The organism is Caulobacter sp. LjRoot300 (genome assembly GCF_964253875.1).
Lineage (GTDB): Bacteria > Pseudomonadota > Alphaproteobacteria > Caulobacterales > Caulobacteraceae > Caulobacter.
On sequence record NZ_CAXUSA020000005.1, the window covers coordinates 11,170 to 35,455 of the forward strand.

Annotated in this window: 23 protein-coding genes and 1 riboswitch; of the genes, 7 read left to right on the forward strand and 16 right to left on the reverse strand. The window is 69.1% G+C overall.

The features are described 5' to 3' along the window. Positions 1–155: 155 nt before the first annotated feature. From ACSQ2G_RS17180 to ACSQ2G_RS17190, 3 genes are all read right to left on the reverse strand, one after another. Positions 156–2,075, reverse strand: coding sequence for an NPCBM/NEW2 domain-containing protein (locus tag ACSQ2G_RS17180; RefSeq protein WP_436032931.1), 1,920 nt, complete (start codon positions 2,073–2,075; stop codon positions 156–158). A gap of 110 nt (positions 2,076–2,185) precedes the next feature. Continuing rightward, a complete protein-coding gene (locus ACSQ2G_RS17185) occupies positions 2,186–3,109 on the reverse strand; it encodes an alpha/beta hydrolase (RefSeq protein ID WP_436032933.1) in 924 nt (307 codons plus the stop codon). A 278-nt stretch (positions 3,110–3,387) separates the two neighbouring features. Then, complete coding sequence (locus ACSQ2G_RS17190) at positions 3,388–4,182, reverse strand: DUF2461 domain-containing protein (RefSeq protein WP_436032935.1); 795 nt, start codon at positions 4,180–4,182, stop codon at positions 3,388–3,390. A 158-nt stretch (positions 4,183–4,340) separates the two neighbouring features. Here ACSQ2G_RS17190 and ACSQ2G_RS17195 point away from each other — a divergent pair, with 158 nt between their 5' ends. Then, the gene (locus tag ACSQ2G_RS17195; RefSeq protein ID WP_436032936.1) at positions 4,341–4,694 is read left to right on the forward strand and encodes a SnoaL-like domain-containing protein; all 354 of its coding nucleotides are present in this window, start codon (positions 4,341–4,343) and stop codon (positions 4,692–4,694) included. Positions 4,695–4,751: 57 nt separating this feature from the next. Here the strand turns inward: ACSQ2G_RS17195 and ACSQ2G_RS17200 are convergent, their stop codons facing one another. The 3 genes from ACSQ2G_RS17200 to thiC all read right to left on the reverse strand — a co-directional run bounded on the left by ACSQ2G_RS17200 (position 4,752) and on the right by thiC (position 7,564). Then, complete coding sequence (locus ACSQ2G_RS17200) at positions 4,752–5,105, reverse strand: DUF1428 domain-containing protein (protein ID WP_436032938.1); 354 nt, start codon at positions 5,103–5,105, stop codon at positions 4,752–4,754. Positions 5,106–5,210: 105 nt separating this feature from the next. Then, a complete protein-coding gene (locus ACSQ2G_RS17205) occupies positions 5,211–5,723 on the reverse strand; it encodes a hypothetical protein (protein ID WP_436032939.1) in 513 nt (170 codons plus the stop codon). A gap of 2 nt (positions 5,724–5,725) precedes the next feature. Then, complete coding sequence (gene thiC / locus ACSQ2G_RS17210) at positions 5,726–7,564, reverse strand: phosphomethylpyrimidine synthase ThiC (RefSeq protein WP_436032941.1); 1,839 nt, start codon at positions 7,562–7,564, stop codon at positions 5,726–5,728. Positions 7,565–7,636: 72 nt separating this feature from the next. Next, positions 7,637–7,743, reverse strand: a riboswitch (TPP riboswitch). A gap of 183 nt (positions 7,744–7,926) precedes the next feature. Here thiC and ACSQ2G_RS17215 point away from each other — a divergent pair. Further along, entirely contained in the window at positions 7,927–9,744 is a 1,818-nt protein-coding gene (locus ACSQ2G_RS17215) for a putative bifunctional diguanylate cyclase/phosphodiesterase (RefSeq protein ID WP_436032943.1), read from the forward strand. On the opposite strand, the gene ACSQ2G_RS17220 is transcribed toward ACSQ2G_RS17215, so the two are convergent. Continuing rightward, positions 9,741–10,247, reverse strand: a complete 507-nt coding sequence (locus tag ACSQ2G_RS17220; RefSeq protein ID WP_436032945.1) for a MarR family winged helix-turn-helix transcriptional regulator — start codon at positions 10,245–10,247, stop codon at positions 9,741–9,743. The two genes, ACSQ2G_RS17215 and ACSQ2G_RS17220, sit on opposite strands and share 4 nt — an antisense overlap. 59 nt (positions 10,248–10,306) lie before the next feature. On the opposite strand from ACSQ2G_RS17220, the gene ACSQ2G_RS17225 reads away from it, so the two are divergent. Then, on the forward strand, positions 10,307–11,728 hold the full coding sequence (locus ACSQ2G_RS17225; RefSeq protein ID WP_436032947.1) for a serine hydrolase domain-containing protein: 1,422 nt from the start codon (positions 10,307–10,309) through the stop codon (positions 11,726–11,728). 6 nt (positions 11,729–11,734) lie between these two features. Here ACSQ2G_RS17225 and ypfJ read toward each other — a convergent pair whose 3' ends face one another. Genes ypfJ through ACSQ2G_RS17240 form a run of 3 tightly spaced genes read right to left on the reverse strand, consistent with a single transcriptional unit; the run spans position 11,735 to position 13,232 of the window. Beyond that, positions 11,735–12,583: a KPN_02809 family neutral zinc metallopeptidase gene (gene ypfJ / locus ACSQ2G_RS17230; RefSeq protein WP_436032949.1), complete on the reverse strand. Its 849-nt coding sequence runs from the start codon at positions 12,581–12,583 to the stop codon at positions 11,735–11,737. Positions 12,584–12,616: 33 nt separating this feature from the next. After that, on the reverse strand, positions 12,617–13,003 hold the full coding sequence (locus ACSQ2G_RS17235) for a hypothetical protein (RefSeq protein ID WP_436032951.1): 387 nt from the start codon (positions 13,001–13,003) through the stop codon (positions 12,617–12,619). 55 nt (positions 13,004–13,058) lie between these two features. Then, positions 13,059–13,232 carry a hypothetical protein gene (locus tag ACSQ2G_RS17240; RefSeq protein ID WP_436032952.1) on the reverse strand — a complete coding sequence of 58 codons (174 nt, stop codon included), beginning with the start codon at positions 13,230–13,232 and terminating at the stop codon, positions 13,059–13,061. Positions 13,233–13,294: 62 nt separating this feature from the next. Here ACSQ2G_RS17240 and ACSQ2G_RS17245 point away from each other — a divergent pair, with 62 nt between their 5' ends. Both ACSQ2G_RS17245 and ACSQ2G_RS17250 read left to right on the forward strand, forming a co-directional pair. Continuing rightward, positions 13,295–14,296, forward strand: a complete 1,002-nt coding sequence (locus ACSQ2G_RS17245) for a D-cysteine desulfhydrase (protein WP_436032954.1) — start codon at positions 13,295–13,297, stop codon at positions 14,294–14,296. A 136-nt stretch (positions 14,297–14,432) separates the two neighbouring features. Continuing rightward, positions 14,433–15,119 (forward strand): aspartate/glutamate racemase family protein, encoded by a 687-nt coding sequence (locus ACSQ2G_RS17250; protein ID WP_436032956.1) that lies wholly within the window; start codon positions 14,433–14,435, stop codon positions 15,117–15,119. 62 nt (positions 15,120–15,181) lie between these two features. Here the strand turns inward: ACSQ2G_RS17250 and ACSQ2G_RS17255 are convergent, their stop codons facing one another. The 4 genes from ACSQ2G_RS17255 to ACSQ2G_RS17270 all read right to left on the reverse strand — a co-directional run bounded on the left by ACSQ2G_RS17255 (position 15,182) and on the right by ACSQ2G_RS17270 (position 19,785). Continuing rightward, entirely contained in the window at positions 15,182–16,333 is a 1,152-nt protein-coding gene (locus ACSQ2G_RS17255) for an IMCp domain-containing protein (RefSeq protein ID WP_436032958.1), read from the reverse strand. 165 nt (positions 16,334–16,498) lie between these two features. Continuing rightward, on the reverse strand, positions 16,499–18,379 hold the full coding sequence (locus ACSQ2G_RS17260; RefSeq protein WP_436032960.1) for a transglycosylase domain-containing protein: 1,881 nt from the start codon (positions 18,377–18,379) through the stop codon (positions 16,499–16,501). Positions 18,380–18,493: 114 nt separating this feature from the next. Then, complete coding sequence (locus ACSQ2G_RS17265; protein ID WP_436033740.1) at positions 18,494–19,507, reverse strand: sensor histidine kinase; 1,014 nt, start codon at positions 19,505–19,507, stop codon at positions 18,494–18,496. Positions 19,508–19,614: 107 nt separating this feature from the next. Beyond that, a complete protein-coding gene (locus ACSQ2G_RS17270; RefSeq protein WP_436032962.1) occupies positions 19,615–19,785 on the reverse strand; it encodes a hypothetical protein in 171 nt (56 codons plus the stop codon). Between the two features lie 517 nt (positions 19,786–20,302). On the opposite strand from ACSQ2G_RS17270, the gene ACSQ2G_RS17275 reads away from it, so the two are divergent. Beyond that, positions 20,303–21,949 (forward strand): pectate lyase, encoded by a 1,647-nt coding sequence (locus tag ACSQ2G_RS17275; protein ID WP_436032964.1) that lies wholly within the window; start codon positions 20,303–20,305, stop codon positions 21,947–21,949. A 45-nt stretch (positions 21,950–21,994) separates the two neighbouring features. Here the strand turns inward: ACSQ2G_RS17275 and ACSQ2G_RS17280 are convergent, their stop codons facing one another. Then, positions 21,995–22,423 carry a GNAT family N-acetyltransferase gene (locus ACSQ2G_RS17280; protein WP_436032966.1) on the reverse strand — a complete coding sequence of 143 codons (429 nt, stop codon included), beginning with the start codon at positions 22,421–22,423 and terminating at the stop codon, positions 21,995–21,997. A gap of 147 nt (positions 22,424–22,570) precedes the next feature. Between ACSQ2G_RS17280 and pcaF the strand changes: the two genes are divergently transcribed. Beyond that, a complete protein-coding gene (gene pcaF, locus ACSQ2G_RS17285) occupies positions 22,571–23,773 on the forward strand; it encodes a 3-oxoadipyl-CoA thiolase (protein ID WP_436032968.1) in 1,203 nt (400 codons plus the stop codon). On the opposite strand, the gene ACSQ2G_RS17290 is transcribed toward pcaF, so the two are convergent. Further along, positions 23,770–24,225, reverse strand: a complete 456-nt coding sequence (locus ACSQ2G_RS17290; RefSeq protein ID WP_436032970.1) for a hypothetical protein — start codon at positions 24,223–24,225, stop codon at positions 23,770–23,772. The two genes, pcaF and ACSQ2G_RS17290, sit on opposite strands and share 4 nt — an antisense overlap. Between the last annotated feature and the right edge of the window lie 61 nt (positions 24,226–24,286).

The window sequence follows — 24,286 nt, forward strand, 5'->3', positions numbered from 1 at the left end:
TTAACGGCCGATTGAGAAGCGTCAGCACGTCAGCCGGGGGCTGCACGCGACCTCAGCCCGTTGGGCGCGGAACAGACCCTCGTGGTGGAACCGGCGCGTAGACGCGGAATAGCCGGCCAGACGCGAAATCCGACGTCCGGCCGGCGGTTCCGCCTCTAGTCGCCGAGCAACGCCGCGTTACCCCATGTAATGACCGTGGGCGCTTTGTTCTTGACGGCATTGCCGCGCGCCACCAGTTCGACGATCTTTACCGCCGTTATGTCGACGCTCAGGGCTTGGGCCGCCTGACCGAAGCGGACAGGCTTGGACGTCGCTAAAAGCTTGCCGTCGCCATAGACCGAGAACGTCACGGCGTCATCCGTATCGAACGTCGAGTCATCGACTCCGACATCGGCGGTGAAGCGACGAAATTGACCGTCGGCCTTGACCTCGAACCGTGAGTTGGCGAGCACGCCCAAGCCCGTCTGATAGGTCCTGCCGTCGACGCGGAGCGTCTGCCGATAAGGCGTGGCGTCGGTCTGCGCGCCGCCCCATCCGGCATAGGCCGGCGGTTCGCCGTCGTCGGTCGTGTCGCCCCAGGGGTTGCGCATCCGATGGATCGTCGGATCGGGCTGGGGACTGACCACGCCGTCCACGGCGGGATTCACACGTCCAGGCGCTTCCGACAAATAGAGGCCATTGGAGAGCGTGCGTGCGCCGGCGGCGTCGAAGACAAGCGTCTGGCGCGGATCGAGATGCAGCTTGGTTTCACCGGAGAAAGCGGGCAGCGACGCGCCAGTCCACAGATCCTTGAGCGTCACCGGCGCTGTTACGGCGAACTTCATGTGGCCGGCCGTCAACGTCACCTCGGCTGGCGCCAGACCCCGGTTGAAGATCGCCACCGCCTTATGGCCATTGCTCAGCGTCTTGACCAGGATCTGGACGTCATCGGTGTCGTAGGCGAGAACCGCCTGGTTGCCGGCCGGATCCTGATCGATGGCGATGATGTCGCTGTTGCCAAGAATATCCATCAGCGGCTGCGGCGCGTTCCTCAGGTCGTAGCCGATCAGAAGCGGGGCCGACAGCATCGCCCAAAGCGCAAAGTGCGACTTGGCCTCGGTCAAGTGGTGTTCATCGAAGTCGCCGTGACCGACAAACAGCATGTCGGGATCGTTCCAGGAACCGGGATGCGCATAGAGCGCGCGATTGGCCGCGCTGTCGAAATTGGCCAGCATCCGCGTCCAACTGGGTGTGATGTCGTCGCTGGTTCGCGACAGGTTGCCGACATCCTTGGCCCAGGCGCGAACATCGGCCGCGCCCCAGGCGCAGATCGAAAAGACGTAGTCGCCATCGGGGTTCGTACGGCGCAGGGCGTCGGCGACCTGTTGATAGAGGTTGCGGACAGCCGGGATATCGGTGCGACGAATTTCCTTCACGTCGACCAGAGGGCCGAGCGCGCGGTACTGGCCGGATCTGACGCCCCCGCTGTCCGGGCCGAAGGCGCGGATGCCGCAGGCATCGACCTTGATGTAGTCGAACGCCCAGTCCCCGAAGTAGAGCCCGATGTCTTGCTCTATATGCCCATACAGTCCGACCTCGCGCTCGGCCACCGTGCCCTCGGGCAGGTTTGGCGCATTCGGCGCGAAGGCCTGCGAACAGTTATTGGCGCCGATATCCGAATAGATTCCCGCCTTCAGACCCATGGCGTGGATGCGGTCGGTGAACGGCTTGAAGCTGGTCTGTTCGGCTCCGCCGACCGCGGCGGACGGAAAGATCGAGGTGCGCACGACCATGCGGCCGTCCGCGGCCCGTCGCTTCAGCCACCAACCGTCGTCGATGTTGATGTAGCGGTAGCCCTTGGCGGCCAGACCGCTGTCGACAATGGCCTTGGCGGAATCCAGCACCTTGGCTTCGGTGACGTCTGTGTGAAAGGCGTTCCACGAATTCCAGCCCATCGGCGGCGTTGCCGCTTGTCCGGTCGTCACCGCGGTCCAGCGACCGGTTGGGGCCAGCGGATCGGTTGCGGCGTAAGCTCCATCACCGTAACACAATGAAAATGCGAGGACGCCGAGAAATCCCTTAGTAAATCGAGTCATTATGGCTCCATGGCTCCCAAGACGTCTTGCTCTTCGCGAATTCGGTCGAAGACGCTCATTCTCCAAACTCTCGCGTCGGCCACGGGCGATAGCGGACCGGGCTGGATCCTCTAGCCGAACAGCTTTTGCTCGCGCGCGAAATTGAGGAACAACGGCAACCACGGACCATCGGGACTGCTCGGCTGGGCTCGCACGCCAAAGCCGTGGCCGCCGCGGGCGAACAGGTGGGTCTCGACCGTGATCTTGGCCGCGACCATGGCGTCACGCAGCCGTACGGTGTTCGCCACGGGCACGGTGCCGTCATCCTCGGCATGCACCAGGAAGGTCGGCGCGGCCGCCGGCGTGACATTGAGATCCGGCGACCATTCGCGGATCTGGGCGGCCGTCGGCGGCCCGCCGAACAGCGACGGCGCCACGCCTCCATAGGCATAGGCGGGATCGACGCTCTGCACCGGATAGATCGGCGCCGCGAGCAGTGGTCGGGCGCTCAGCTGATCCGTGGCGTCGACCGGAGCATAGAACGGCGCCGAGTGCCGCGTGGCGAGGCTCGCCGTCAGGAACCCGCCGGCGCTGAAGCCCATGACGCCGACCCGCGCCGCGTCAAACTGCAAGCGTGCGGCATTGGCGCGGATGACGCGCATGGCGCGCTGGGCGTCGGCGGGGCCGACGCTCGCCGGATCGCTCCACCCGTCCTGGGCCAGGCGGTAGAACAGCACGAAACACGTAATGCCGGCGCGGTTCAGGATGTCGGCAATGTAGTAGCCCTCGTGCTCGAAATAGTTCCAGGCGAAGCCGCCGCCCGGGATGATCAGCATGGCCGAGCCGTTGGGCTGGGCGGCCGGAAAGGCGATCATATGCGGCCTGGAAACGCCCTTCGTGCGCCGACTGCTGTAGGCCGGGTCCGACGAGGCTTGTTCGACGACCTCGGCCATGCCGGGATGCAAGGCGCCCGTTGGAGGATGCGGCCACAGCTCGATGACTTCGCGCGTTCCCGCCGAGGGCGACTGGGCCGACACTTTGGTGGCGGCCCCCATGCTTATCGCCGAAGCCCCCGCCAGGAGGATGTGGGATTTCACAAGATCGCGTCGTGAAAGGTTCATGGCGGCAGACTCCCTCATTGCGGCCGTACAACAGCAGGCCGCCGGGCAGCCATCATTTTTCGTAGCCAAGGTACTTTTATATATAAAAATGTGACGCCTGCGACACCATGCGGCCGAACAGTTCGTGCGCCAGCCCGACGTCGCATTGTCCAAGGGTGTCGCGACCATCCGGCTTGAGCCAGGGGCGGTCTACTCCTTCACCCGCGCGCGCCCTACCCCAACGCCTTCCAGCCGAACGCCAGCAGCGGCCGCGCGGCCGCGACGAAGTCGGCGATGATCTCCGCCAGCCCCTCGCCGCCGATCTCGGTCCCGGTCAGCGGGCGGCGGACCAGCCAGCGGGTGCGCTTGAGCGCGGCCTCCAGCGGGCCGCCGGCATGGTCCTCGAAGCCCTTGGGCATGCGCTTGGTCGGCTCGCCCGGGTCCAGCGCCAGGCCCTTGGCGGCCAGGGCCTTCTCGACCGCCGCCCAGCCCTTGGGATCGGCGGCGATGGCCCGGCGGAAGGCGTCGATGTCCGGGCGTTCGGTCAGGTAGAAGCCGGCCGCCGCGAACGGGCCGTTGCCGAAATAGCCCGCCTCGGCCGCCTGGGCCGACGGCAGGGTCGAGGGGTCCAGCGGATCGATGGTCTCGGGATCGAAGGCCGGCGCCGGCCCGCCCTCGGGCTCGATATGCACATAGACCAGGCCCGGCGACAGTTTCTGCCAAGTTCCATCAAGATTGGCGCGGGTGAGCGTGGCCGAGACGTGGGTCTTGTACGGCCGCTTGTCCTTGGAGAACCGCACGTCGCGATGGATGCGGAACACGCTCTTCTTGGGATCGCCCGCCAGCGGCAGGTCGCGCGCCGCGAAGGCCGCGTTCAGGGCGTCGATCAAGGCCGCCAGGGTCGGCTTCAGGCGCTGGTCGTAGACGGCGCGGTTGGCCGTGAACCAGTCGCGGTCGTTGTGGGCCGCCAGGCCCGTCAGGAAGGCCAGGTCGGCGGCGGCGAAGCCGGGGAAGGACGTGCGAGTCATGGCGCGAGGCTAGAGCAGAAGGCGGCCGCCTGTCCCTGCTGACACCTCCTGTCAGCAACCGCGCCGAAGCGGAACCTATGGGGAACAAACGGCCTTGCGCGAAGGCTCGGGAGGGTGGACGGTCCGCCCCGATCCTCACCCCCCACCAGGAGCCTTCCATGAGCATCCAAGACATCGCCGCCGACCTGACAGCCCTTTGCAAGGCCGGCAAGTTCGACGAGGCCGGCGAGAAATACTGGGCCGACGACGTGGTCAGCATCGAGGCCATGCCCGGCGACATGGCCCGCATCGCCGGCAAGGCCGCCGTGCGCGGCAAGGGCGAATGGTGGGCCGCCAACAACGAGGTCCACGGCTTTACGATCACCGGCCCGTTCGTCAACGGCGACCAGTTCGTGGTCGGCTTCAAGATGGACGTGACGCCCAAGGCCACCGGCCAGCGCACGACCCTGGACGAGGTCGGCCTCTACAAGATCCGCGACGGCAAGATCGCCGAGGAGCGGTTCTTCTACTGAGGACAGCGCTCTGACCCCCTTCTCCCCTTGCGGGAGAAGGGGGTCGGAGAAACAGCCCTACCGTTCCAGGAACGGGACAAAACCGCCGAAGATCATGCGCTTGCCGTCGAAAGGCATGTCCTTCATGTCCTGCTCCAGGCGGGGATCGGCCATGACCTTGGCGACGATCTCGTCGCGCGAGGCCTTGTCCTTGTAGGTGATCCACGAAAACACCACGATCTCGTCGTCGGTCGCCTGGACGGCGCGGGGGAACGAGGTCAGCTCGCCGTAGGGCACATCGTCGCCCAGGCACTCGACGTAGGACAACGCGCCGTATTCCATCCAGACCTTGCCGCCCAGTTGGGCCATCTTCTTGTAGTCCTCGATCCTGGCCTTGGGGACCGCGAGCACGAAACCGTCGACATAGGACATGGCGTCCTCCTCTGCTGGGTTGTGAAACAGAGGACGTTCGAACGCGCGGCGTTCCGACATGACGAGCGTAAAGAGAAGCGCCCGCGGCCGTCCCGCCCTGAACGGCTAGGGCTGGACCGTGTAGCCCGCCGAGGCCGGCACCCAGATCAGGGTGTCGTTCATGTCCTGTCGCGCGACGCCGTCCATCGTGACCTGGGCGATCCACCAGTCGCCGCTGCGCCGGTAGGTCGTGCAGACCTCCTTGCCCAGCACGTTCGCCATCGACGCCGCCACCTGGGCCCGGGCGGGCGCGGCGTCCTCTTCAGGCAGTCGATGGCCCCGAACCAAGATCTGGGCCTTGTCGACGCCCGACAGCGGCCCGCAGACCGCGCCGTCGCGAACCGTCACCGGCGAGACGGTCCTCATCGTCACCACCGGCGAGGCCTGCAGCACCACCTCGGCCTGGTTCAGGATCTGGCCGCCGGCCGCGAAGGTGTAACCGGCCATGGCGCGGCAGGTCCTGCGGACCGGATCGGCGCCGTAGCACTGCAGGTCGCCGATCCGGGCCGGCGCCAGCGGATCGGCGAGCGCCGACGGGGCGGCGGCCTGCACCGCCGCCGCCAGGATGACGCCCAGCATGCCTAGCCTTCCGTCTTCAGGTAGATTTCCGACCCCTGCTCGCGGAACTTGTCGCTCATCTCGGCCATGCCCTGTTCAATCGAGTTCGGCGCCATGCCGGCCGCGAATTCGCGAACCTCCTGGCTGATCTTCATCGAGCAGAACTTGGGACCGCACATCGAGCAGAAGTGGGCGGTCTTGTGCGCCTCCTTGGGCAGGGTCTCGTCGTGGAAGGCCCGGGCGGTCTCGGGGTCGAGGCCGAGGTTGAACTGGTCCTCCCAGCGGAACTCGAACCGCGCCCGGCTGATGGCGTCGTCCCACATGGCCGCGCCGGGGTGGCCCTTGGCGAGGTCGGCGGCGTGGGCGGCCAGCTTGTAGGTGATGACGCCGGTCTTGACGTCGTCGCGATCCGGCAGGCCCAGGTGCTCCTTGGGCGTGACGTAGCAGAGCATGGCCGTGCCGAACCAGCCGATCATCGCCGCCCCGATCGCCGAGGTGATGTGGTCGTAGCCAGGGGCGATGTCGGTGGTCAACGGGCCCAAGGTGTAGAACGGGGCCTCGTGGCAGTGCTTGAGCTGCTCGTCCATGTTGGCCTTGATCTTGTGCATGGCCACGTGGCCCGGCCCTTCGATCATCACCTGCACGCCGTGCTTCCACGCCACCTTGGTCAGCTCGCCCAGGGTGCGCAGCTCGGCGAACTGGGCCTCGTCATTGGCGTCGGCGGTCGAGCCCGGGCGCAGGCCGTCGCCCAGCGAGAACGACACGTCATAGGCGCGCATGATCTCGCAGATCTCTTCGAACCGCTCGTAGAGGAAGTTCTCCTTGTGGTGGGCCAGGCACCACTTGGCCATGATCGAGCCGCCGCGCGAGACGATGCCGGTCACCCGCTTCGCCGTCAGCGGAATGAAAGGAAGCCGCACGCCGGCGTGGATGGTGAAATAGTCCACCCCCTGCTCGGCCTGCTCGATCAGCGTGTCGCGGAAGACCTCCCAGTTCAGGTCCTCGGCCACGCCGTTGACCTTTTCCAGCGCCTGGTAGATCGGCACCGTGCCGATCGGCACCGGGCTGTTGCGGATGATCCAGTCGCGGATGTTGTGGATGTTGCGGCCGGTCGACAGGTCCATGACCGTGTCGGCGCCCCAGCGCGTGGCCCAGACCAGCTTGTCGACCTCGTCCGCCACCGTGCTGAGCACCGCGGAGTTGCCGATGTTGGCGTTGATCTTGACCAGGAAGTTGCGGCCGATCGCCATCGGCTCCAGCTCGCCGTGGTTGATGTTGGCCGGGATGATGGCCCGGCCGCGGGCCACTTCCTGGCGCACGAACTCGGGGGTCACGAAGTCGGGGATCGAGGCCCCGAAGTCCTCGCCGTCGCGGACGCACGGGCGGTCCTGCTCGCGGCGCAGGTTCTCGCGGATGGCGACATATTCCATCTCGGCGGTGATGATCCCGGCCCGGGCGTATTCCAGCTGGGTGACCAGCTTACCTTGCGCGCCCTTGAAGATCGGCCGCTTGGCGGTGAATTGCGGGGCCAGGTGCTTGCCCTGGGCGAAGCCGTTGTCCTCGGGCTTCACCTCGCGGGGGTTGGCCACCAGCTCGCAGTCGCCGCGGGCGATGATCCACGGCTCGCGCGAGCGCTCCAGGCCCTGCTCGATGTCGATCTTGGCGTGGGGGTCGGTATAGGGGCCCGACGGGTCGTAGATGGTCACCGGCGGCTCGTTGGCGCTGGGATGGACCTCGACCTCGCGGAACGGCACGCGGATGTCGGGAAACAGCGAACCGGCCTGGTAGACCTTGCGCGAACCGGGGCGCTCGCCCGTCGGGATCGCGCCAATGGCGTCTTTGATCAGCAGTTGAACGTTCATTTCGGGCGCTCCTCAAGCGTTAAGGAGACCCGGACGTGTCGTGCTAAGTCGGTCTACGGAAAGGGCTTCTGGGCCCGGTCCGCGTTCCCTCCCTTCGCCGGCATGACCCGGATCAGGTTCTACGGGTCAGGGCTCGCGCCCAATCTCAGCCGCGCGAAGCGGCCCCCCGGTGAACGGGGGGACACTAGGCCGATGGCCGCGTGGGTCAAGGGCGGGCGTCAACGCCGCACCGCTGTATCGCGCAAAGCTGGAGCGTGCGATGTTTCGCCGCGTCGGGGACTTCCACAACGGTAAGGTGTCGTTGATATCCTCAGGTCAAATGTCGGGCGTCGCCTAGAAAAGACGAAGAAAAGGACGCGGAAATGCGAAGACCGGGGCCCCATGACCTCGGATCGGGCTCAAGGCCGGGATCGACGGCCGGCGCCCATGATCGCCGATCTTCGGCCGAGCCCGCGACGAGCCCGTCCGACCGCGCCCAGGAGCGGATCAGCCGGGCCGCCGCCGAACTGGCCCTGGCCGAACAGAACCGCCGCTTCGACGCCGCCCTCAGCAACATGCCCCACGGCCTGTGCATGTTCGACGGCGACACCCGGCTGATCCTGTGCAACGCCGCGTACGGGCGGCTCTACGCCCTGCCCGAACACCTGACCCGCCCCGGCACGCCGCTCCAGGAGATTCTCGACCACCGGATCGCCAACGGCACGGCCCCCGTCGACTGGGAGGCCTATCGCGACATCGTCGCCGAGTCCGAGCAGAGGGGCGGCGACCTGATCAACCGGCACATCCAGCTCCAGGACGGCCGGACGATCCAGATCACCCACAATCCGATCCCCGAGGGCGGCTATGTCGCCAGCCACGAGGACGTCACCGAGATCCTGGCCGCCGCCGCCGACCGACACCTGGCCCGCCACGACGCCCTGACCGGCCTGCCCAACCGCACCCTGCTGCGCGAGCGGCTGGGCCGGGCGCTGGTCCGGTCGCGCAAGTCCAATCCCCTGGCCGTGCTGTGCGTCGACCTCGACCACTTCAAGGAGGTCAACGACACCCTGGGCCATCCGGTCGGCGACCAGCTGCTGCGGGCGGTGACCGGGCGGCTGTCGGCCTGCGTCCGCGAGCGCGACACCGTGGCCCGACTGGGCGGCGACGAGTTCGTGGTGCTGCTGCCAGGGGTGCAGGGCCGCAAGCAGGCCCAGGACCTGGCCCGGCGGCTGATCGAGACGGTCGGGGCGCCGTTCGAGATCCAGGGCCACCGCATCACCATCGGGGCCAGCATCGGCCTGGCCATGGCTCCGGACGACGGCGACGAGGTCGACGCCCTGCTGGTCAACGCCGACCTGGCCCTCTATCGCGCCAAAGCCCAGGGACGGGCAATCGCCTGCTTCTTCGAGCCGGGGATGGACGCCCGGGCCGAGGCCCGCCGCAAGCTGGAGCAGGACCTGCGCGAGGCGGTCACGAACGAGCGCTTCGAGCTGCACTACCAGCCGGAGGTCGACACCGCGACCGGCGCCATCGTCGGCTTCGAGGCCCTGCTGCGCTGGAACCGTCCGGACCAGGGCATGGTCTCGGCCGCCGACTTCATCGCCCTGGCCGAGGAGACCGGCCTGATCGCCCTGCTGGACGAGTGGGTGATCGGCCGGGCCTGCGCCGACGCCGCCCGCTGGCCGCAGGCGGTGCGGGTGGCGGTCAATCTGTCGCCGGCCCAGTTCCGCAATCGGACCCTGATCGACACCGTGGCCTGCGCCCTGGCCGCCTCGGGCCTGGCCCCGGAGCGGCTGGAGCTGGAGGTCAGCGAGTCGGTGCTGCGCAGCGACGGCGAGCGGGCCCTGGCCACCCTGCACCGCCTGCGCGACCTGGGCGTGCGCATCGCCATGGACGATTTCGGAGCCGGCTATTCGTCGCTCGGCTGCCTGCGGCAGTTCGCCTTCGACAAGATCAAGATCGACCCGTCCTTCGTCGCCGGCCTGTCCGAGCCCGGTCCCTGCGCCGCCATCATCAAGGCTGTGACCGCCCTGGGCGCCAGCCTGGGCGTGGTCACCACCGCCGAAGGGGTCGAGACCGCCGAGCAGCTGGCGCGGCTGCGCGAGCAGGGCTGCGACGCGGCCCAGGGCTACCTGCTTGGCCGGGCCGCCCCGGCCAGCGAGGTCTTGGCGCTGTTCGCCGAACGACGGGCGGACTCTTAGGCCCGATCCAGCGCCCGACGGGCGCGCTCCAGGATCGAGGCCTCGTCCAGAGCCGCCTCGAGCCGATCCAATGCGGCCAAGGGGTCCTGGGCGTCGGCGTTCAGTTCGATCGCCGCTGTCGATAGGGCGTCCCACACCGGCGCCAGTCGCCGGGCCAGGGCGCGACCGTCGCCGGTCAGCCGCAGGACGCGGCTGCGACCGTCGCGCGGGTCGCGGTCCTCGGCCACCAGCCCCTCGGCGACCAGGGCCTGACGCACCTGGCTGACCGAGACGTGGGAGACGCCCAGGGCCGCGGCCATCTCGCCGACCGACCGCGGCCCGTGCCGGTTCAGCTGGTCGACCACGCCGAACCAGCGCTGCTCGAACGGCACGTCGAGTTCCGCATACAGCCGACCAGCGTCGCGGTCGATCCGCTCGGACAATCGGCGCAGCCGCGCGCCGATGGCGGCCGCCCCGGACCGCCGGGTGTCGTCGCCGGAATCCGGCGGGGAGTCATCGACCATTGACATTATCCGTAAGCGCTTACATTTCTCTCGAGAAGCTCTACAGGAGATCTCGGCGGATGAACAGGCGCGGTTTCGTGGCGGGGTCGATCCTCCTGGGCGGCGGCCTGCGGACAGGCGACGGGCGATGCGCCGAGCCGGCGTCCCGCCCGACGAGCGACCTGGCCGGCGACGAGCCCGCCAAGGTCTGGTTCCGCCAGTGGCTGGCCGTGTTCAATGGCGACGATCCGGTCGCCTATCGGGCTTTCATCCAGGCGCGGCTGCCCGACGCCCTGCCCTATGTCGACGAGGACCTGGCCACGCGCGAGGCGTCCGGTGGTTTCACCGTGCTGCGCGCCGCCTTGACGGGACCCAGCGAGCTGACCGTCTGGGTTCAGGACCGCACCTGGGACCGATTCTCCAAGGTGGTCGTGACGGCCGGACCCGACGGCGGCCTGACCGACATCGCCTTCTCGGGCGCAGCGGCGCCGGAAGGTTTCCGGATCGCCCGCCTGGGCGAGGGCCGCGCCGTCTCGGCGCTGGCGGACAAGCTGCGCATCGAGACCGGGGCCGATCGCTTCTCGGGCGCGGTGCTGGCCGCTCGCGGCGACCGGGCGATCTTGCGCGAGGCCTACGGCCTGGCCGACCGCGGCGCTGGGCGAAAGGTCAAGGTCGGCACGCGGTTCTGCATCGGCTCGATGGGCAAGATGTTCACCGCCGTCGCGATCCTGCAGCAGGTCCAGGCCGGGCGCATTCAGCTAGACGCCCCGGTCGCCGCCCTGCTGCCCGACTACCCGAACGCGGCCCTGGCCAAGCGGCTGACCGTCGAGCACCTGCTGACCCACACCGGCGGCACGGGCGACATCTTCGGGCCGTTCCATGACACCCACCGCGACGAACTGCGCTCGGTGTCGGACTATGTGCGGCTCTACGGCCCGCGCGAGCCGTTGTTCGAGCCAGGCGCCCGCTTCGCCTACAGCAACTACGGCTTCGTGCTGCTGGGCGCGATCCTCGAGCGGGTCACGGGTCAGGCCTACGAGGCCTATTTCGCCGAGCACGTCTTCGGTCCGGCCGGCATGGCGGCCACCAGCCAGCTGCCGCGCGCCGGCGACGCCTTGCCCTACGCCGGTAGCGCCCTGGCCGGGCTCAAGCCGCTGGCGCCCTATGTCGGCCTGCCGGCCGGCGGCGGCTATTCCACCGTGGACGACCTGCACGCCTTCGCGACGGCGTTGACGAACCATCGCCTGCTGGATCCCGTCCATACCGGACTGCTGACCACCCCGAGGGTCGAGGCGGGCGGGTCGTCGCGCTGGGCGCTGGGCTTGCGCGTGCAGACCCGCAACGGCGCGACCTGCTACGGCCACGGCGGCGGCGCGCCGGGCGTCAATGGCGATCTGGCGATCTATCCCGCTTCCGGCTACGTCACCGCAGCGCTGTGCAACCGCGGCCATCCCCAGGCGGTGAACCCGGCCGAGTTTCTCGGAGCGCGCCTGCCGGCCTGACGTCCCCTACAGCGTCCGCGCGCCGAAGGTGTCGCAGGCGCCGGGGTCGCCGGCGTCGTAGCCCTTGCCGAACCAGCGCGTGCGCTGGGCCGAGGTGCCGTGGGTGAAGCTGTCGGGCATGACGCGGCCCTGGGCCTGCTCCTGGATGGCGTCGTCGCCGACCGCCGCGGCCGCGCCCAGACCGTCCTCGATGTCGGCCCTGGAGATCTGGATGCCGCCGTTCGAGGCCTCCGGCGCGTGGCGGGCCCAGACCCCGGCGTAGCAGTCGGCCTGCAGCTCCAGCCGCACCGAGCCGCTCTGCGCGCCCCGCGCGCCGAGCCGGCGAGCCTGGTCCGAGGCGCCGGTCAGGGTCTGGATGTGGTGGCCGATCTCATGGCTGATCACATAGGCCCGGGCGAACTCGCCCTTGGCTCCGAACCGGGTCTCCAACTCGTTCCAGAAGCTGGTGTCGAGATAGACCTTGTTGTCGGCCGGACAATAGAACGGCCCCATGGCCGACTGGCCCGTGCCGCAGCCCGTGCCGGTCGCCTGGGTGTACAGCACCACCGCGGCGGGCGGGCGATAGTCGACATTGTGCTTGGCCAGCAGCGGGCCCCAGACGTCGGTGTTGGAGGTCTCGATCACGTCGATGAACTGGCCCTCGCGGTCGCTGACCTGGCCGCGCACCCCTTCCTGAGCGGCCGGCTGCTGCGCGCCGTTGACCACGCTCATCGTCTGCTCGGGGCTGATGCCGAAGACGAAGTAACCGACCGCCGCCAGCACCAGCGCGCCGATGCCGCCGCCAGCCACGCCCACCGGGCCCAGGCCGCGCCGATCCTCGATATTGCCTTCGCGGCGTCCCCCACCCCATTCCATCCGATCGGTCTCCTTGCAGCGTTGTCGAGGGCGTCAGGACGCCGGCTTGATCGCCCGCAGGCGCGCGTTGCTGGCCGCCAGGGCCTGGTCGGTCAGGCGGTCCATCTGCTGGATGTCGGCGGCCATGGCCTCGGCGCCGGCCCCGCGCGGCGGGGTGGGCGAGAGGGCCGGCCGCAGCGAGGGCTGGGTCGGCGGCGTCGCGGCCTGGTCCAGCGTCCTCAGGGTCAGCTGGGCGGCGTAGCGGCTCTGGGCCGCCGCCTGCTCGCGCTGAGCGGCCAGGGTGTTCTGGCGGGCGATGTCCTGCTGCTGCAGGATCTCGTCGCGCTGACGCAGGGCCCGCAGGTCGGCCTGGGCAAAGGCGGACGCGCCGAGGGCCAAGGCCAGGCCCGCCGCCAGGATCGTCGTGCCAATCGCGTTCATGTCGTCAGGGACTCCGATTCAGGACCCTAGATATAGCGCCTTCAAGGCGTTCGGTTCAGGGCCGCTTGACGGTAAAACGCGTGAGTTCCTTTTTGGGCGCGTCCAAGTCGGGATCCAGTTCGGCCGCCTTGCTGTAGTCGCGATAGGCCGCCGTCACGTCGCCCAGGTTCTCGTGGGCGATGGCGCGGGGGTGCGCCGGGTCGTGCTTTTCCGATCGCCAGCATAGCACGGCCGCGCCCGAGCCTGTAGGGAATCGGCCGACGCTCGCCCCTCCGCTCCCGAAGGACGCCCATGCACCTGGCCCGCTTCCCCCGCGCCCGCTTCGCCCACCTGCCGACGCCGCTGGAGCCCCTGCCCCGCCTGGGCGCCGCGCTGGGGATCGACCTGTGGGTCAAGCGCGACGACTGCACCGGCCTGGCCGGCGGCGGCAACAAGACCCGCAAGCTGGAGTTCCTGCTGGGCGAGGCCCTGGCGCAGGGCGCCGACACCCTGGTCACCCAGGGCGCGGTGCAGTCCAACCACGTGCGCCAGACCATCGCGGCCGGCGCACGGTTCGGGCTGAACAGCGAGATCATCCTGGAGGAGCGCACCGGCTCCAAGGCCCGCGACTATGTCGGCAACGGCAACGTCCTGCTGGACCGTTTGATGGGCGCTTCGATCCGCTTCGTGCCGGCCGGGACCGACATGGCCGCCGAGCTGGAAGCCAGCGCCGAAGCGGTGCGCCAGCGGGGCGGCAAGCCCTATGTCATCCCCGGCGGCGGCTCCAACACGGTGGGGGCCCTGGGCTATGTCGACTGCGCCCGCGAACTGGTCGTGCAGGTCGACGCGATGGACCTGAAGATCGATCGCCTGGTCACCGCCACCGGCAGCGCCGGCACCCACGCCGGCCTGGTCGCCGGCTTCGCGGCGCTCAGCGTCGACATTCCGATCCTCGGCTTCGGCGTCCGCGCGCCCAAGGCCAGGCAGGAAGAGAACGTATTCAACCTGGCGGTCGCCACGGCCGAGACGATCGCCGCCGCCGGCCGAGTGAAACGCGAGAGCGTCGTGGCCGACTGCGACTATGTCGGCGCGGGCTATGGCCTGGTCGACCAGGGCGTGATCGACGCCCTGACCCTGGCGGCCCGCACCGAAGGCCTGCTGCTGGACCCGGTCTATTCGGGCAAGGCGATGAAGGGCCTGATCGACCAGGCCCGCAAGGGCGCGTTCGGCGGCGAGCGGGTGGTGTTCCTGCACACCGGCGGGGCGCAGGGACTGTTTGGCTATCAAAGCGAATTGGAAGGGGCGTTGGCTTAGCCCCAAGCTCAATTCACTGTCATCCCGGACGAGCGCGTAGCGCGAAGATCCGGGACCACCATGAAACGCGGCGCTCAGGCGTCGGTCCCGGGTCTTCGCTTCGCTACGCCCGGGATGACAAACTTGGGAAGAACTCATGTCCAAGACCACCCCGTCGAAAGTGTTGGGCGTCCTCGGCGGCATGGGCCCCGCCGCCACCCTGGACTTCCTGGCCAAGCTGCAGGCGGCCACGCCGGTCAGCCGCGAGCAGGACCACCTGCGGGTGCTGGTCGACATCAACCCCAAGGTCCCCGACCGCAACGACAGCTATGACGCGGCCGGACCGGTGCTGGCGCAGATGGCCGTGGGCCTGCGCGAGGCCGGCGCCCAGGTGCTGGTCATCGCCTGCAACACCGCCCACGCCTATGTCGACCAGGTCAAGGCCAGCGGCCTGCCCCTCATAGACCTGATCGAGACCGCCGGCCTGGCGGCCAAGGCGCAAGGCGCCGAGCGCGTCGGCGTGCTGGGCACGGGCGGGGCCCTGGCCCTCTATCGCCGGACCTTTTCGCACCTGGGGATCGAGGCGGTGACCCTGGACGACCACGAACAGGTCGAGTTCATGGCCCTGCTCTATCGCATCAAGCACGGCGATCTGGGCCCCGACAGCCGTCAGACCATGGCCGCCCTCGCCCATCGCCTAGTCGGCAAGGGGGCCCAGGTCGTGGTGGCCGGCTGCACGGAGGTTCCGCTGCTGATGGACGCGGCCGACCTGGCCGTGCCGTTCATCGACGCGACGCAGGCCCTGGCGCGGCGGTGCGTGGAGGTTTGCCTGGCTTCCGACTGATTCTGCGGGGTCACCCGCGTCCGTCGAACCGCCCCCGAGTGGCGGCTTTCGCGCGAACGCGGTCAGCGTCCGCAGCAGCCGCCATGTCCGCCGGTCGAGCCGCCGCCGTGGCCGCCGCCATAACCGCCGCCGTGGCCGCCCCCGCCGTAGTGACCGCCGCCCGACACCGTCACGCTGGTCGAGGAACTGGCGCTGGAACTGGCCCTGGCGCTCGACGCGGCGCCGGCGCCGGCCCAGCCGCTGGAATAGCCTCCCGAATAGCCCGAGCGGCCATAGGACTGACCGCCGAGCCAGCCGCCGCCGGCCCCGTAACGCGCGCTGGAGTAGCCGTAATAGCCCCCGCCGCCGACGCCGCCCAGCGACTGGGCGTAGCCGTCGCCGGCCATGTAGCTGCCCTGCGAGCTCCAGCCCTGGCCTTCCTCGCTGTAGCGGCTGGACTCCGACTCGTAGCTTTCCTCGGAGCGCTCGATACCGCCCTCGGCGTGGTCATAGACCCGGCCCTGTTCGTAATAGCCGTGGTCGTCGTCGCAATCGCAGCCGCGACGCTCGACGCGACGCTCCTGGTGTTCGACATAAACCGGCACCCTGACGACCCGTTCGACCGGCACTTCCACGCGCTTTTCGATGATGCGATCGACAGGACGGTCGACATAGACGGGGCGATCCACCGGGATCTCGACGCGCCTCTCGACGACGCGGTCCACCGGACGGTCGACATAGACGGGGCGGTCGACCGGGATCTCGACCCGCTTCTCGATGATGCGGTCCACCGGACGATCGACATAGACGGGACGGTCCACCGGGATCTCGACCCGCTTCTCGATGACGCGGTCAACGGGACGATCGATATAGACCGGGCGGTCGACGGGCTTCTCGACGATCCTGACGACCGGCACCTCGACACGCTTCTCGACGATGCGGTCGACGGGCACTTCCACCCGCTTCTCGACGATGCGGTCCACCGGACGGTCGATATAGACCGGACGGTCGACGGGCACCTCGGTGCGCTTCTCGATATAGACCGGCTGCTTGACGATCTTTTCGACATAGACGGGACGCTCGACGATCTTGACCCGGGTCCTGACCACGGGCCTCGGCTTGGCGACGGGGGCGGCGCTGGCCGGATAGCCGTCCGCCAGAGCGGTCGCCGCCGGTCCCAGCGCGGCGAGCATCATCGTCGTCGCTCCGATCAGGAGCACTGCCTTCGGGTTCATTCCAAGCGCCTTTCCGACTACGCCGCCCAGCACCTCCCGACCATTCTCCGCCGAATGATCGAAAAGCGTCCCATTCTGGGTCGCGGCGCAGGCTTGGCAGCAAGCGGCGGGCCATTCCCTCGTTCCCCGGCCGCCCTGGCGTTCGCCGGGCCCGCGGGCGGAAAGTCACAGCCCGAAGAGGCGCCGGAGCCATTTCGGCACACGCCTGGGTCGTGGCACGGGCTCCACGACCTTCGGTTCGGCGCGCTCGACCCGGTCGTGGCGCGGTTCCGGCGGGCCGTCCCGCGCCACCAGTCCGGCTTTCAGGCCGCCGGTCATCACGTCGCGCCAGATGCGGGCCGGCAGGTCGCCGCCGACCATGCGCTTCATCGGCGAATGGTCGTCGTTGCCGACCCAGACCCCGACCACCAGGTCGCCGGTGAAGCCGACGAACAGGGCGTCGCGATAGTCCTGGGTGGTGCCGGTCTTGCCATAGGCCCTCTGGCCCAGGCGGGCGGCCCGGCCGGTGCCCTCCTCGACCACCGCCCCCAGCAGGTCGTAGAGCGCCGCCCGCTCGGCGGTATCCATGTCGGCGGTGGCGATCGGCGTGGTCCGCGGGCGCCCGTACGGCCGGACCGGCATCTTGCCCGAGGCGACGGCGGCGTAGGCGCCGGTCAGCTCCAGCAGGCTGGTCTCGGCCGTGCCCAGCGCCAGGGTGGCGTCGTCCTCGCGCAGCGGCGAGACGATCCCCAGGTCCCGCGCCGCCCGGACCACTTCGGGGCCGCCGGCCTGCTGGTAGACCCGCGCGGCGATGATGTTGTTGGACTGGGCGAAGGCGTCGCGCAGCGTCAGGTCGCGCCCGCCCTCGCCCTCGTAGTTGCTGGGCGTCCATCCGCCGATGGTGACCGGGTCGCCGATCACCAGATTGTCGGGCGTGGCCCCATCACGCAGGGCGGCCAGATAGACGAACAGCTTGAAGGCGCTGCCGGGCTGCCGCCTTGCCTGGGCCGCGCGGTTGAACGGGGACTGGCGATAGTTCGCGCCGCCCAGCATGGCCACGACCTGGCCGTCGGGCCGCATGGCGACGACGGCCACCTGTCCGACCCTGGCCTTGGTCGCGCCCTTCATCTCCTTGGCCACCGCCCGCTCGACGATCCGCTGCAGGCGGCTGTCCAGGGTGGTGGGCACGCGCACCTCGCCATAGCCCGGCCTGTCGAAGGCCGACCTCACCTGCGGCGAGATCCAGTCGGCGAAATAGCCGCCCACCGGCAGATCGGCGCGGGCGGCATGGACGACGACGGGACTGGCCGCGTCGGCCTGCTGAGGGGTGATGGCCCGGGTCTCGACCATGGCGTCCAGCACCAGCCGGGTCCGGGCCTGCGCCGCCTGGGGGTGGTCGACGGGATCCAGGTCGACCGGGGCCTTGACGATCCCGGCCAGCATCGCCGCCTCGCCGATCGACAGCTGCTCGGGGGCTTTTCCGAAATAGTGCCGGGCCGCCGCGCCCAGGCCGTAGACCCCGTCACCGAAATAGATGCTGGACAGATAGCGCGACAGGATCTCGTCCTTGGACAGCCGCAGCTCCAGCCACAGGGCGATCATCGCCTCCTGCCCCTTGCGGCGCAGGCTGCGCTCGGGCGTCAGGAAGGCGTTCTTGGCCAGTTGCTGGGTGATGGTGCTGCCGCCCTGGACGGTGCGATGGGCCTTGGCGTTGGCCAGCAGCGCCCGGGTCGCACCTTGAAAGTCGATGCCGAAGTGGCGGTAGAAGCGGCGGTCCTCGATGGCCACGAAGGCGGCCGGCACGGTCTTGGGCAGCGCCGCGATGACGACCGGCGCCTCCTTGTAGGCCCCGCGCCTGGCGAAGGGACGGCCCTGGTTGTCCAGCAGGATCAGGGCGCGGCTGGGCAAGGGCTCCAGGGCGCGCGAGATCGGCAGGCTGGAGCCCAGCCAGACCAGCAGCACCGCCAGCGGCAGCAGCGCCCCGATCGAGGCCCCCAACCACAGCCGATGGCGCAAGACGAAGCCGCGCGCCGCCGTCCAGGCGACCGCCAGCCCTGTCTTCGCCATCTCGGGACTCATCAGCGACGCGCCTCCGCGACCTCAGCGCCGCTCAAGCTTGCACAACGGCCCGGCAGGGTGGCGGTTCACCGTGTCAGCAGAGGGGCGGTCCTTCGAACGGGCTCAGGCCAGCGACATGAAGGCGTCGATCTTGTCGAGGGCCGCCAACGGGGCATGGATACGGCAGCGCAGGCCCTCGCGGCGATAATCGACCTCCACCGCGCCGCCCAGTTCGTTGGGCAGGGCCAGTTCGACGATCCGTGAGCCGAACCCGCGCCGCTCGGGTGGATGGACGGGCGGGCCGCCCTTCTCGGTCCAGGTGATGTCCAGCTGGTCGCCGCACGCCGCCCAGCCGATGTCGACATGGCCGCCCGCCGCCGACAGGGCGCCGTACTTCAGGGCGTTGATCGCGAGTTCGTGGAAGGCCAGGGCCAGCACCACGGCCGGCTTGGGCGAGACCATCAGGTCCTCGCCGCTGATGGTCAGCTGGGACGGATTGCTGCGATAAGGCGTGACCGACCCGTCGATGATCTGGCGCAGGCTGGCGGCCGACCAGTTCTCGTCGGTCAGCACGTTGTGCGTGGCGGCGATCGCCATCAGCCGGCCTTCGAACGCGCCGCGCACCGCCAGGTCGACGCCGGCGTTGCGCAGCGACTGGCTGGCGATCGACTGGATGGTGGCCAGGGTGTTCTTAACCCGGTGGTTCAGTTCGTTGACCAGCAGTTGGCGCTGGGCCTCGGACCGCATCTCGCCGGTGACGTCGCGCGAGGTGGCCAGGACGCGGATCACCCGGCCCTCGTCGAGGATCGGCGACACCGTGGTGTCCCACCAGCGCGGGTCGCCCTTGGCGGTGGGGCAGAGGGCGCGGAAGGCGGCGGCCTCGCCGGTCAGCGCCCTGCGTAGGGCCTGCTCGACAGCGCCCCGGCTCTCGGGCGGCCACATGTCGGGCCAGTAGCGGCTGCGGTTGCGGCCCGCGAAATCCTCGATCTCGAACAGCGCCTGCCCGCGGGCGTTCATGTATTCGACGAAGCCTTCGGCGCTGATCACCCGGATGCAGTCGCGGCTGGCCTCCACGATGCTGAGGAAGTACGCGCCCGCGCCTTCCAGAACGGCCTTGTCCGATCCCTCGCCCGCCACCAGGGTCTCCTTGCTGGAGCCCATGTTCACCGAGCCGCGCAGCAATTCAAGCAACGCGTGTATCTTGGGAACGGGTTTGCGAGGAAACGAGCGATCCACGCGCCGGGCTAACCCGGCTGTTCTTCGCGGCTGGCTTCCAGCATGCCGACCAAAGCCGCCGACAGACGCGAGGTCTGGGCCATGCGGCGCAGCGCTTCGCGGGCGTGCTCGCTGTCGGCGAGCTCGGCTCGCCGCTCCAGATGCTCGGCTTCGTTCAGGTGATCGTGTTGGCTGGGCATAATGCGTATTTACGAAGGATGAACGCGGGCAACCATGTGACCGCTGGTCGCAGAACGGTGTAACATCACATAAAAAACAAAAGCTTACATGTTACCGGTCGCAAAACTGAAAACGGCCCCGGGTCATTTCTGACCCGGGGCCGTCGTCCTGTTCCCCAACAGGACGGCGTCGCGCGCTACCAAAACCCGGCGCGGCGGCGTCGCCTCAAAAACCGATGGCCTGTTCTCGCCGAACGACCGGCCGCGCACAAGGTGACGGCCTGTCGCAGGAGCCTGACGCGGAGTCATATAACAAAGCTCCGCCAAAAGGCTCTGGTCAAGTCATGACACCGGTATCATAACAGCGATCAACACCGCGCCGACCAACGGCGACGGGGGTTTCGGCAAGGACCGACCGGGAGGACGACCAGGATCGAGAGGCGCTGGAACAGCCCTCCTGCTCCCCTTCTGGCCGCCCTGCCGCGTCCTTGCGTCGCGGGCGGTTCGACGTGAAGGTCCCTGGGAGAGTTCCGCCACTATGCCGCTTAGCCCCCTCACCCGCCGCCGCCTGCTGGCGACGACCACCGCCACCTTCGCCGCCGCCGCGGCCATGGCCCCGCTGAAGGCCTTGGCCCAAGGCGTCGCCCCGTCCAAGGACCAGGTCCTGGCGACGATGAGGAAGGCCACCACCTTCATGGCCGAGAAGGCCGCCTACGAGGGCGGCTATGTCTGGAGCTACCTGCCCGACTTCTCGCGCCGGTTCGGCGAGATGGAAGCCTTTCCGACCATGATCTGGGTCCAGCCTCCAGGCACGGCGACCATGGGCCACCTGTTCCTCGACGCCTATCACGCCACCGGCGACGACTATTATTACGAGGCGGCCAAGAAGGCCGCCCAGGCGCTGATCAAGATCCAGCACCCGGCGGGCGGCTGGAACTACATGGGCGACCTGGCCGGGCCGGAGTCGCTGAAGAAGTGGTACGACACCATCGGCAGGAACGGCTGGCGGCTCGAGGAATTCCAGCACTACTACGGCAACGCCACCTTCGACGACGAGGGCACCGCCGAAAGCTGCCAGCTGATGCTGCGCATCTACCTGGAAAAGAAGGACAAGGCCTTCAAGCCGGCGCTGGACAAGGCCATCCAGTTCGTCCTCGACGCCCAGTACCCGAACGGCGGCTGGCCGCAGCGCTTCCCCCTGTCGGGCGGCTTCGAGAACAAGGGCCACCCCGACTACACCGGCTACATCACCTTCAACGACGGCGTCGTCGACGAGAACATCAAGTTCCTGCTGATGGTCTGGCAGACCCTGGGCGACAAGCGCGTGCTGGACCCGATCAAGCGCGCCATGGACATCTACATCGCCGCCCACCAGCCGATGCCGCAGCCCGGCTGGGGCCTGCAGCACACCGTCGCCGACCTCAAGCCGGCCGGGGCGCGCACCTACGAGCCCAAGGCCTTCGCCAGCCACACCACGGCCGGCAACCTCGAAAACCTGATGGACTACTACCAGCTGACGGGCGACCCGAAGTACCTGGACCGCATCCCCGAGACCATCGACTGGCTGGCGGCCCTCAAGCTTCCCGACAACATCGCCCCGGGCAAGCCGCGCTATCCAACCTTCATCGAGATCGGCGCCAACGAGCCGCTCTACGTGCACCGCCGCGGCTCGAACGTGTTCAACGGCGAGTACTTCGTCGACAAGCACTGGGAAAACACCATCGTCCACTACTCGTCGTTCCGCTCGGTCAATATCGACAAGCTGCGCAAGCGCTACGAGACGCTGAAGGCCACGCCGCCCGAGGTCGCCAGCAAGGACTCGCCGCTGAAGGTCAAGGGCGGCAGCCAGGCCCTGCCGCGCTACTTCACGACCAAGGACATCTCGGTCTCCGACCTCAATGTCGGGGCCCTGAAGGCCGCCGAGGGCAGGACCTCGGAGGCGCAGGTCGCCCAGCTGATGTCCGAGCTGAACGCCGAGGGCTGGTGGCCCACCCCGATGAAGGCGGTCAGCAACCCCTATATCGGCGACGGCTCGATGACCGTGACCCCGGGCGAGTTCTCGCAGACCCGCGTGGGCGACCCCACCGACACCTCGCCCTACATCGCCGACGTGCCCAAGCCGGGCATCTCGACCGGCGCCTATATCGAGAACATGGCGGCCCTGATCCGCTACGTGACGGCTTAGGCCGAGCGACCTCGGGGACCACGCGCATGCGCGTGTCCCCGACCACTACTCCAATAGCTTCCGCATGAACCAGCGCGGGTAGAACGGCGCGGGACCGTCCATCTGGGCGAAGACCGTAAAGCCCAGCCGCTCGTAGAACGGCCGGGCCTGGAAGGCGTAGGTGTCCAGCCACATCAGGTGGCAGCCGCGCGCCCGCGCCTCAGCCTCGGCGCGCCTCATCAAGTCGGTCCCGACGCCCGCGCCGCGCAGGGCCTCGGGCACGACGATCATGTCGACATAGAACGCGCCCCACCGCGACTGCCCCCACAGGCCGCCCAGCACGGCCTCCTCGCCCGGCGCGGTGATCAGCAGGGCGAAGTCGCGGTTATCGGGCGGCCCAACCGTCTTGCCGGTGAAGGCGCGCAGCACGGCCAGCCCCTGTCGGTAGGACTCGAGGGAGGGCGTGTCGGTTTCCCGGAGCGCGTAGTCGACCATGTTTCCTCGCTGGACAGACAAGGCTATCGCGTTTTCTCCCCATCGGCTCGCGGATGAGAAGGGCCTGTGTCGCCGAATTCGCGCGCCGGTCTTGATCGCTCACGACGCGCGGCTAGGGTGGATCAAACAACCGTTCGAGACCATGCCATGACCGACGCCTTCATCTGCGACGCCATCCGCACGCCGATCGGCCGCTACGGCGGGGCCCTGTCGGGCGTGCGGGCCGACGACCTGGCGGCGCTGCCGATCCGGGCGCTGGTCGAGCGGAACGGCGGCGTCGACTGGGACGCCGTGGACGACGTGGTGCTGGGCTGCGTCAACCAGGCCGGCGAGGACAACCGCAACGTCGCTCGCATGGCCGCCCTGCTGGCCGGCCTGCCGACCACAGTCTCCGCCTCGACCGTCAACCGGCTCTGCGGCTCGGGCCTTGACGCCCTGGGCGTCGCCGCCCGCGCCATCAAGGCCGGCGAGGCCCAGATGGTGATCGCCGGCGGCGTCGAGAGCATGAGCCGCGCCCCGTTCGTGATGGGCAAGGCCGAGAGCGCCTTCTCGCGCAGCGCCGAGATCTTCGACACCACCCTCGGCTGGCGGTTCGTCAATCCGGCCATGCGCAAGGCCTATGGCGTCGATTCCATGCCCGAGACGGCCGAGAACGTCGCCGACGGCTGGCGGATCGGCCGCGCCGACCAGGACGCCTTCGCCCTGCGCAGCCAAGCCCGCGCGGCCGTCGCCCAGGCCTCGGGCCGGTTCGACGCCGAGATCGTTGCGGTCACCCTGCCCCAACGCAAGGGCGACCCGGTCGTGGTCTCCCGCGACGAGCACCCGCGCGCCACCACGCTCGAGGCGCTGTCGGGGCTGAAACCCATCGTCCGGCCCGACGGCACGATCACCGCCGGCAACGCGTCGGGCGTGAATGACGGGGCCGCGGCGCTGATCGTCGCGTCGGAGGCGGCCGCCAGGACTCACGGCCTGACGCCCCGCGCCCGGATCCTGGGCGTCGCCGCCGCCGGGGTCGAGCCGCGCGTGATGGGCGTCGGTCCGGTCCCGGCCGTCCGCAAGCTGCTGGCGCGCCTGGGCCTGTCGATCGGCGACATCGACGTGGTCGAACTGAACGAGGCCTTCGCCGCCCAGGGGCTGGCGGTGCTGCGCGACCTGGGCCTGCCCGACGACGGCGAGCACGTGAACCCCAACGGCGGCGCCATCGCCCTGGGCCATCCGCTGGGCATGAGCGGCGCGCGGCTGGGCCTGACCCTGGTCGAGGAACTGCACCGCTGCGGCGCCCGGTACGGCCTGGCCACCATGTGCATCGGCGTCGGCCAGGGCATCGCCATGGTGGTGGAGCGAATCTAGCGCCGAGTCGCCCGGATCGCCTTCTCCAGCGCTGTCCGCCGCGCCTCGAAGCCCTCGATCGCCGCCGCCTCCTCGGCGTCCAGCGCCGAGCGGCGCTCGGCGAAGGCCAGTTCCGAGGCCTCGGCCTCGTCCTCGACGGCCTCAAGGTCCGCCTTCAGGGCCGCCAGCTTCTCGGCCCGTGCGGTTTCGGCCTTGGACGGCTTGCGCCGCGCCCTGGCGGGCAAGGCCTTCAGCGCCGCGCCAAGGCCGCCGGCCGGGGTGGTGATCACGGTCTCGGGCGCCTCGAGAGCGGCCTCACGGGCCCGTCCTTCGGCGATCTCGCGCGCCGTGCCGTCCTTGAACAGGTCACGGCCGACGTCCCACGCCGCCAGCGCCTTGGCGCGCGAGGTCGTCGCCACGGTGTAGTCGTGGAGACCGTCGGACCAGGAAAACACCTTCAGCTTGCGCGCCATGCGCTTCGAACGGTCGGATTGCTCAGCTTGTTCCGGAGTTTAGCCCTCGAATCTTCGCAAG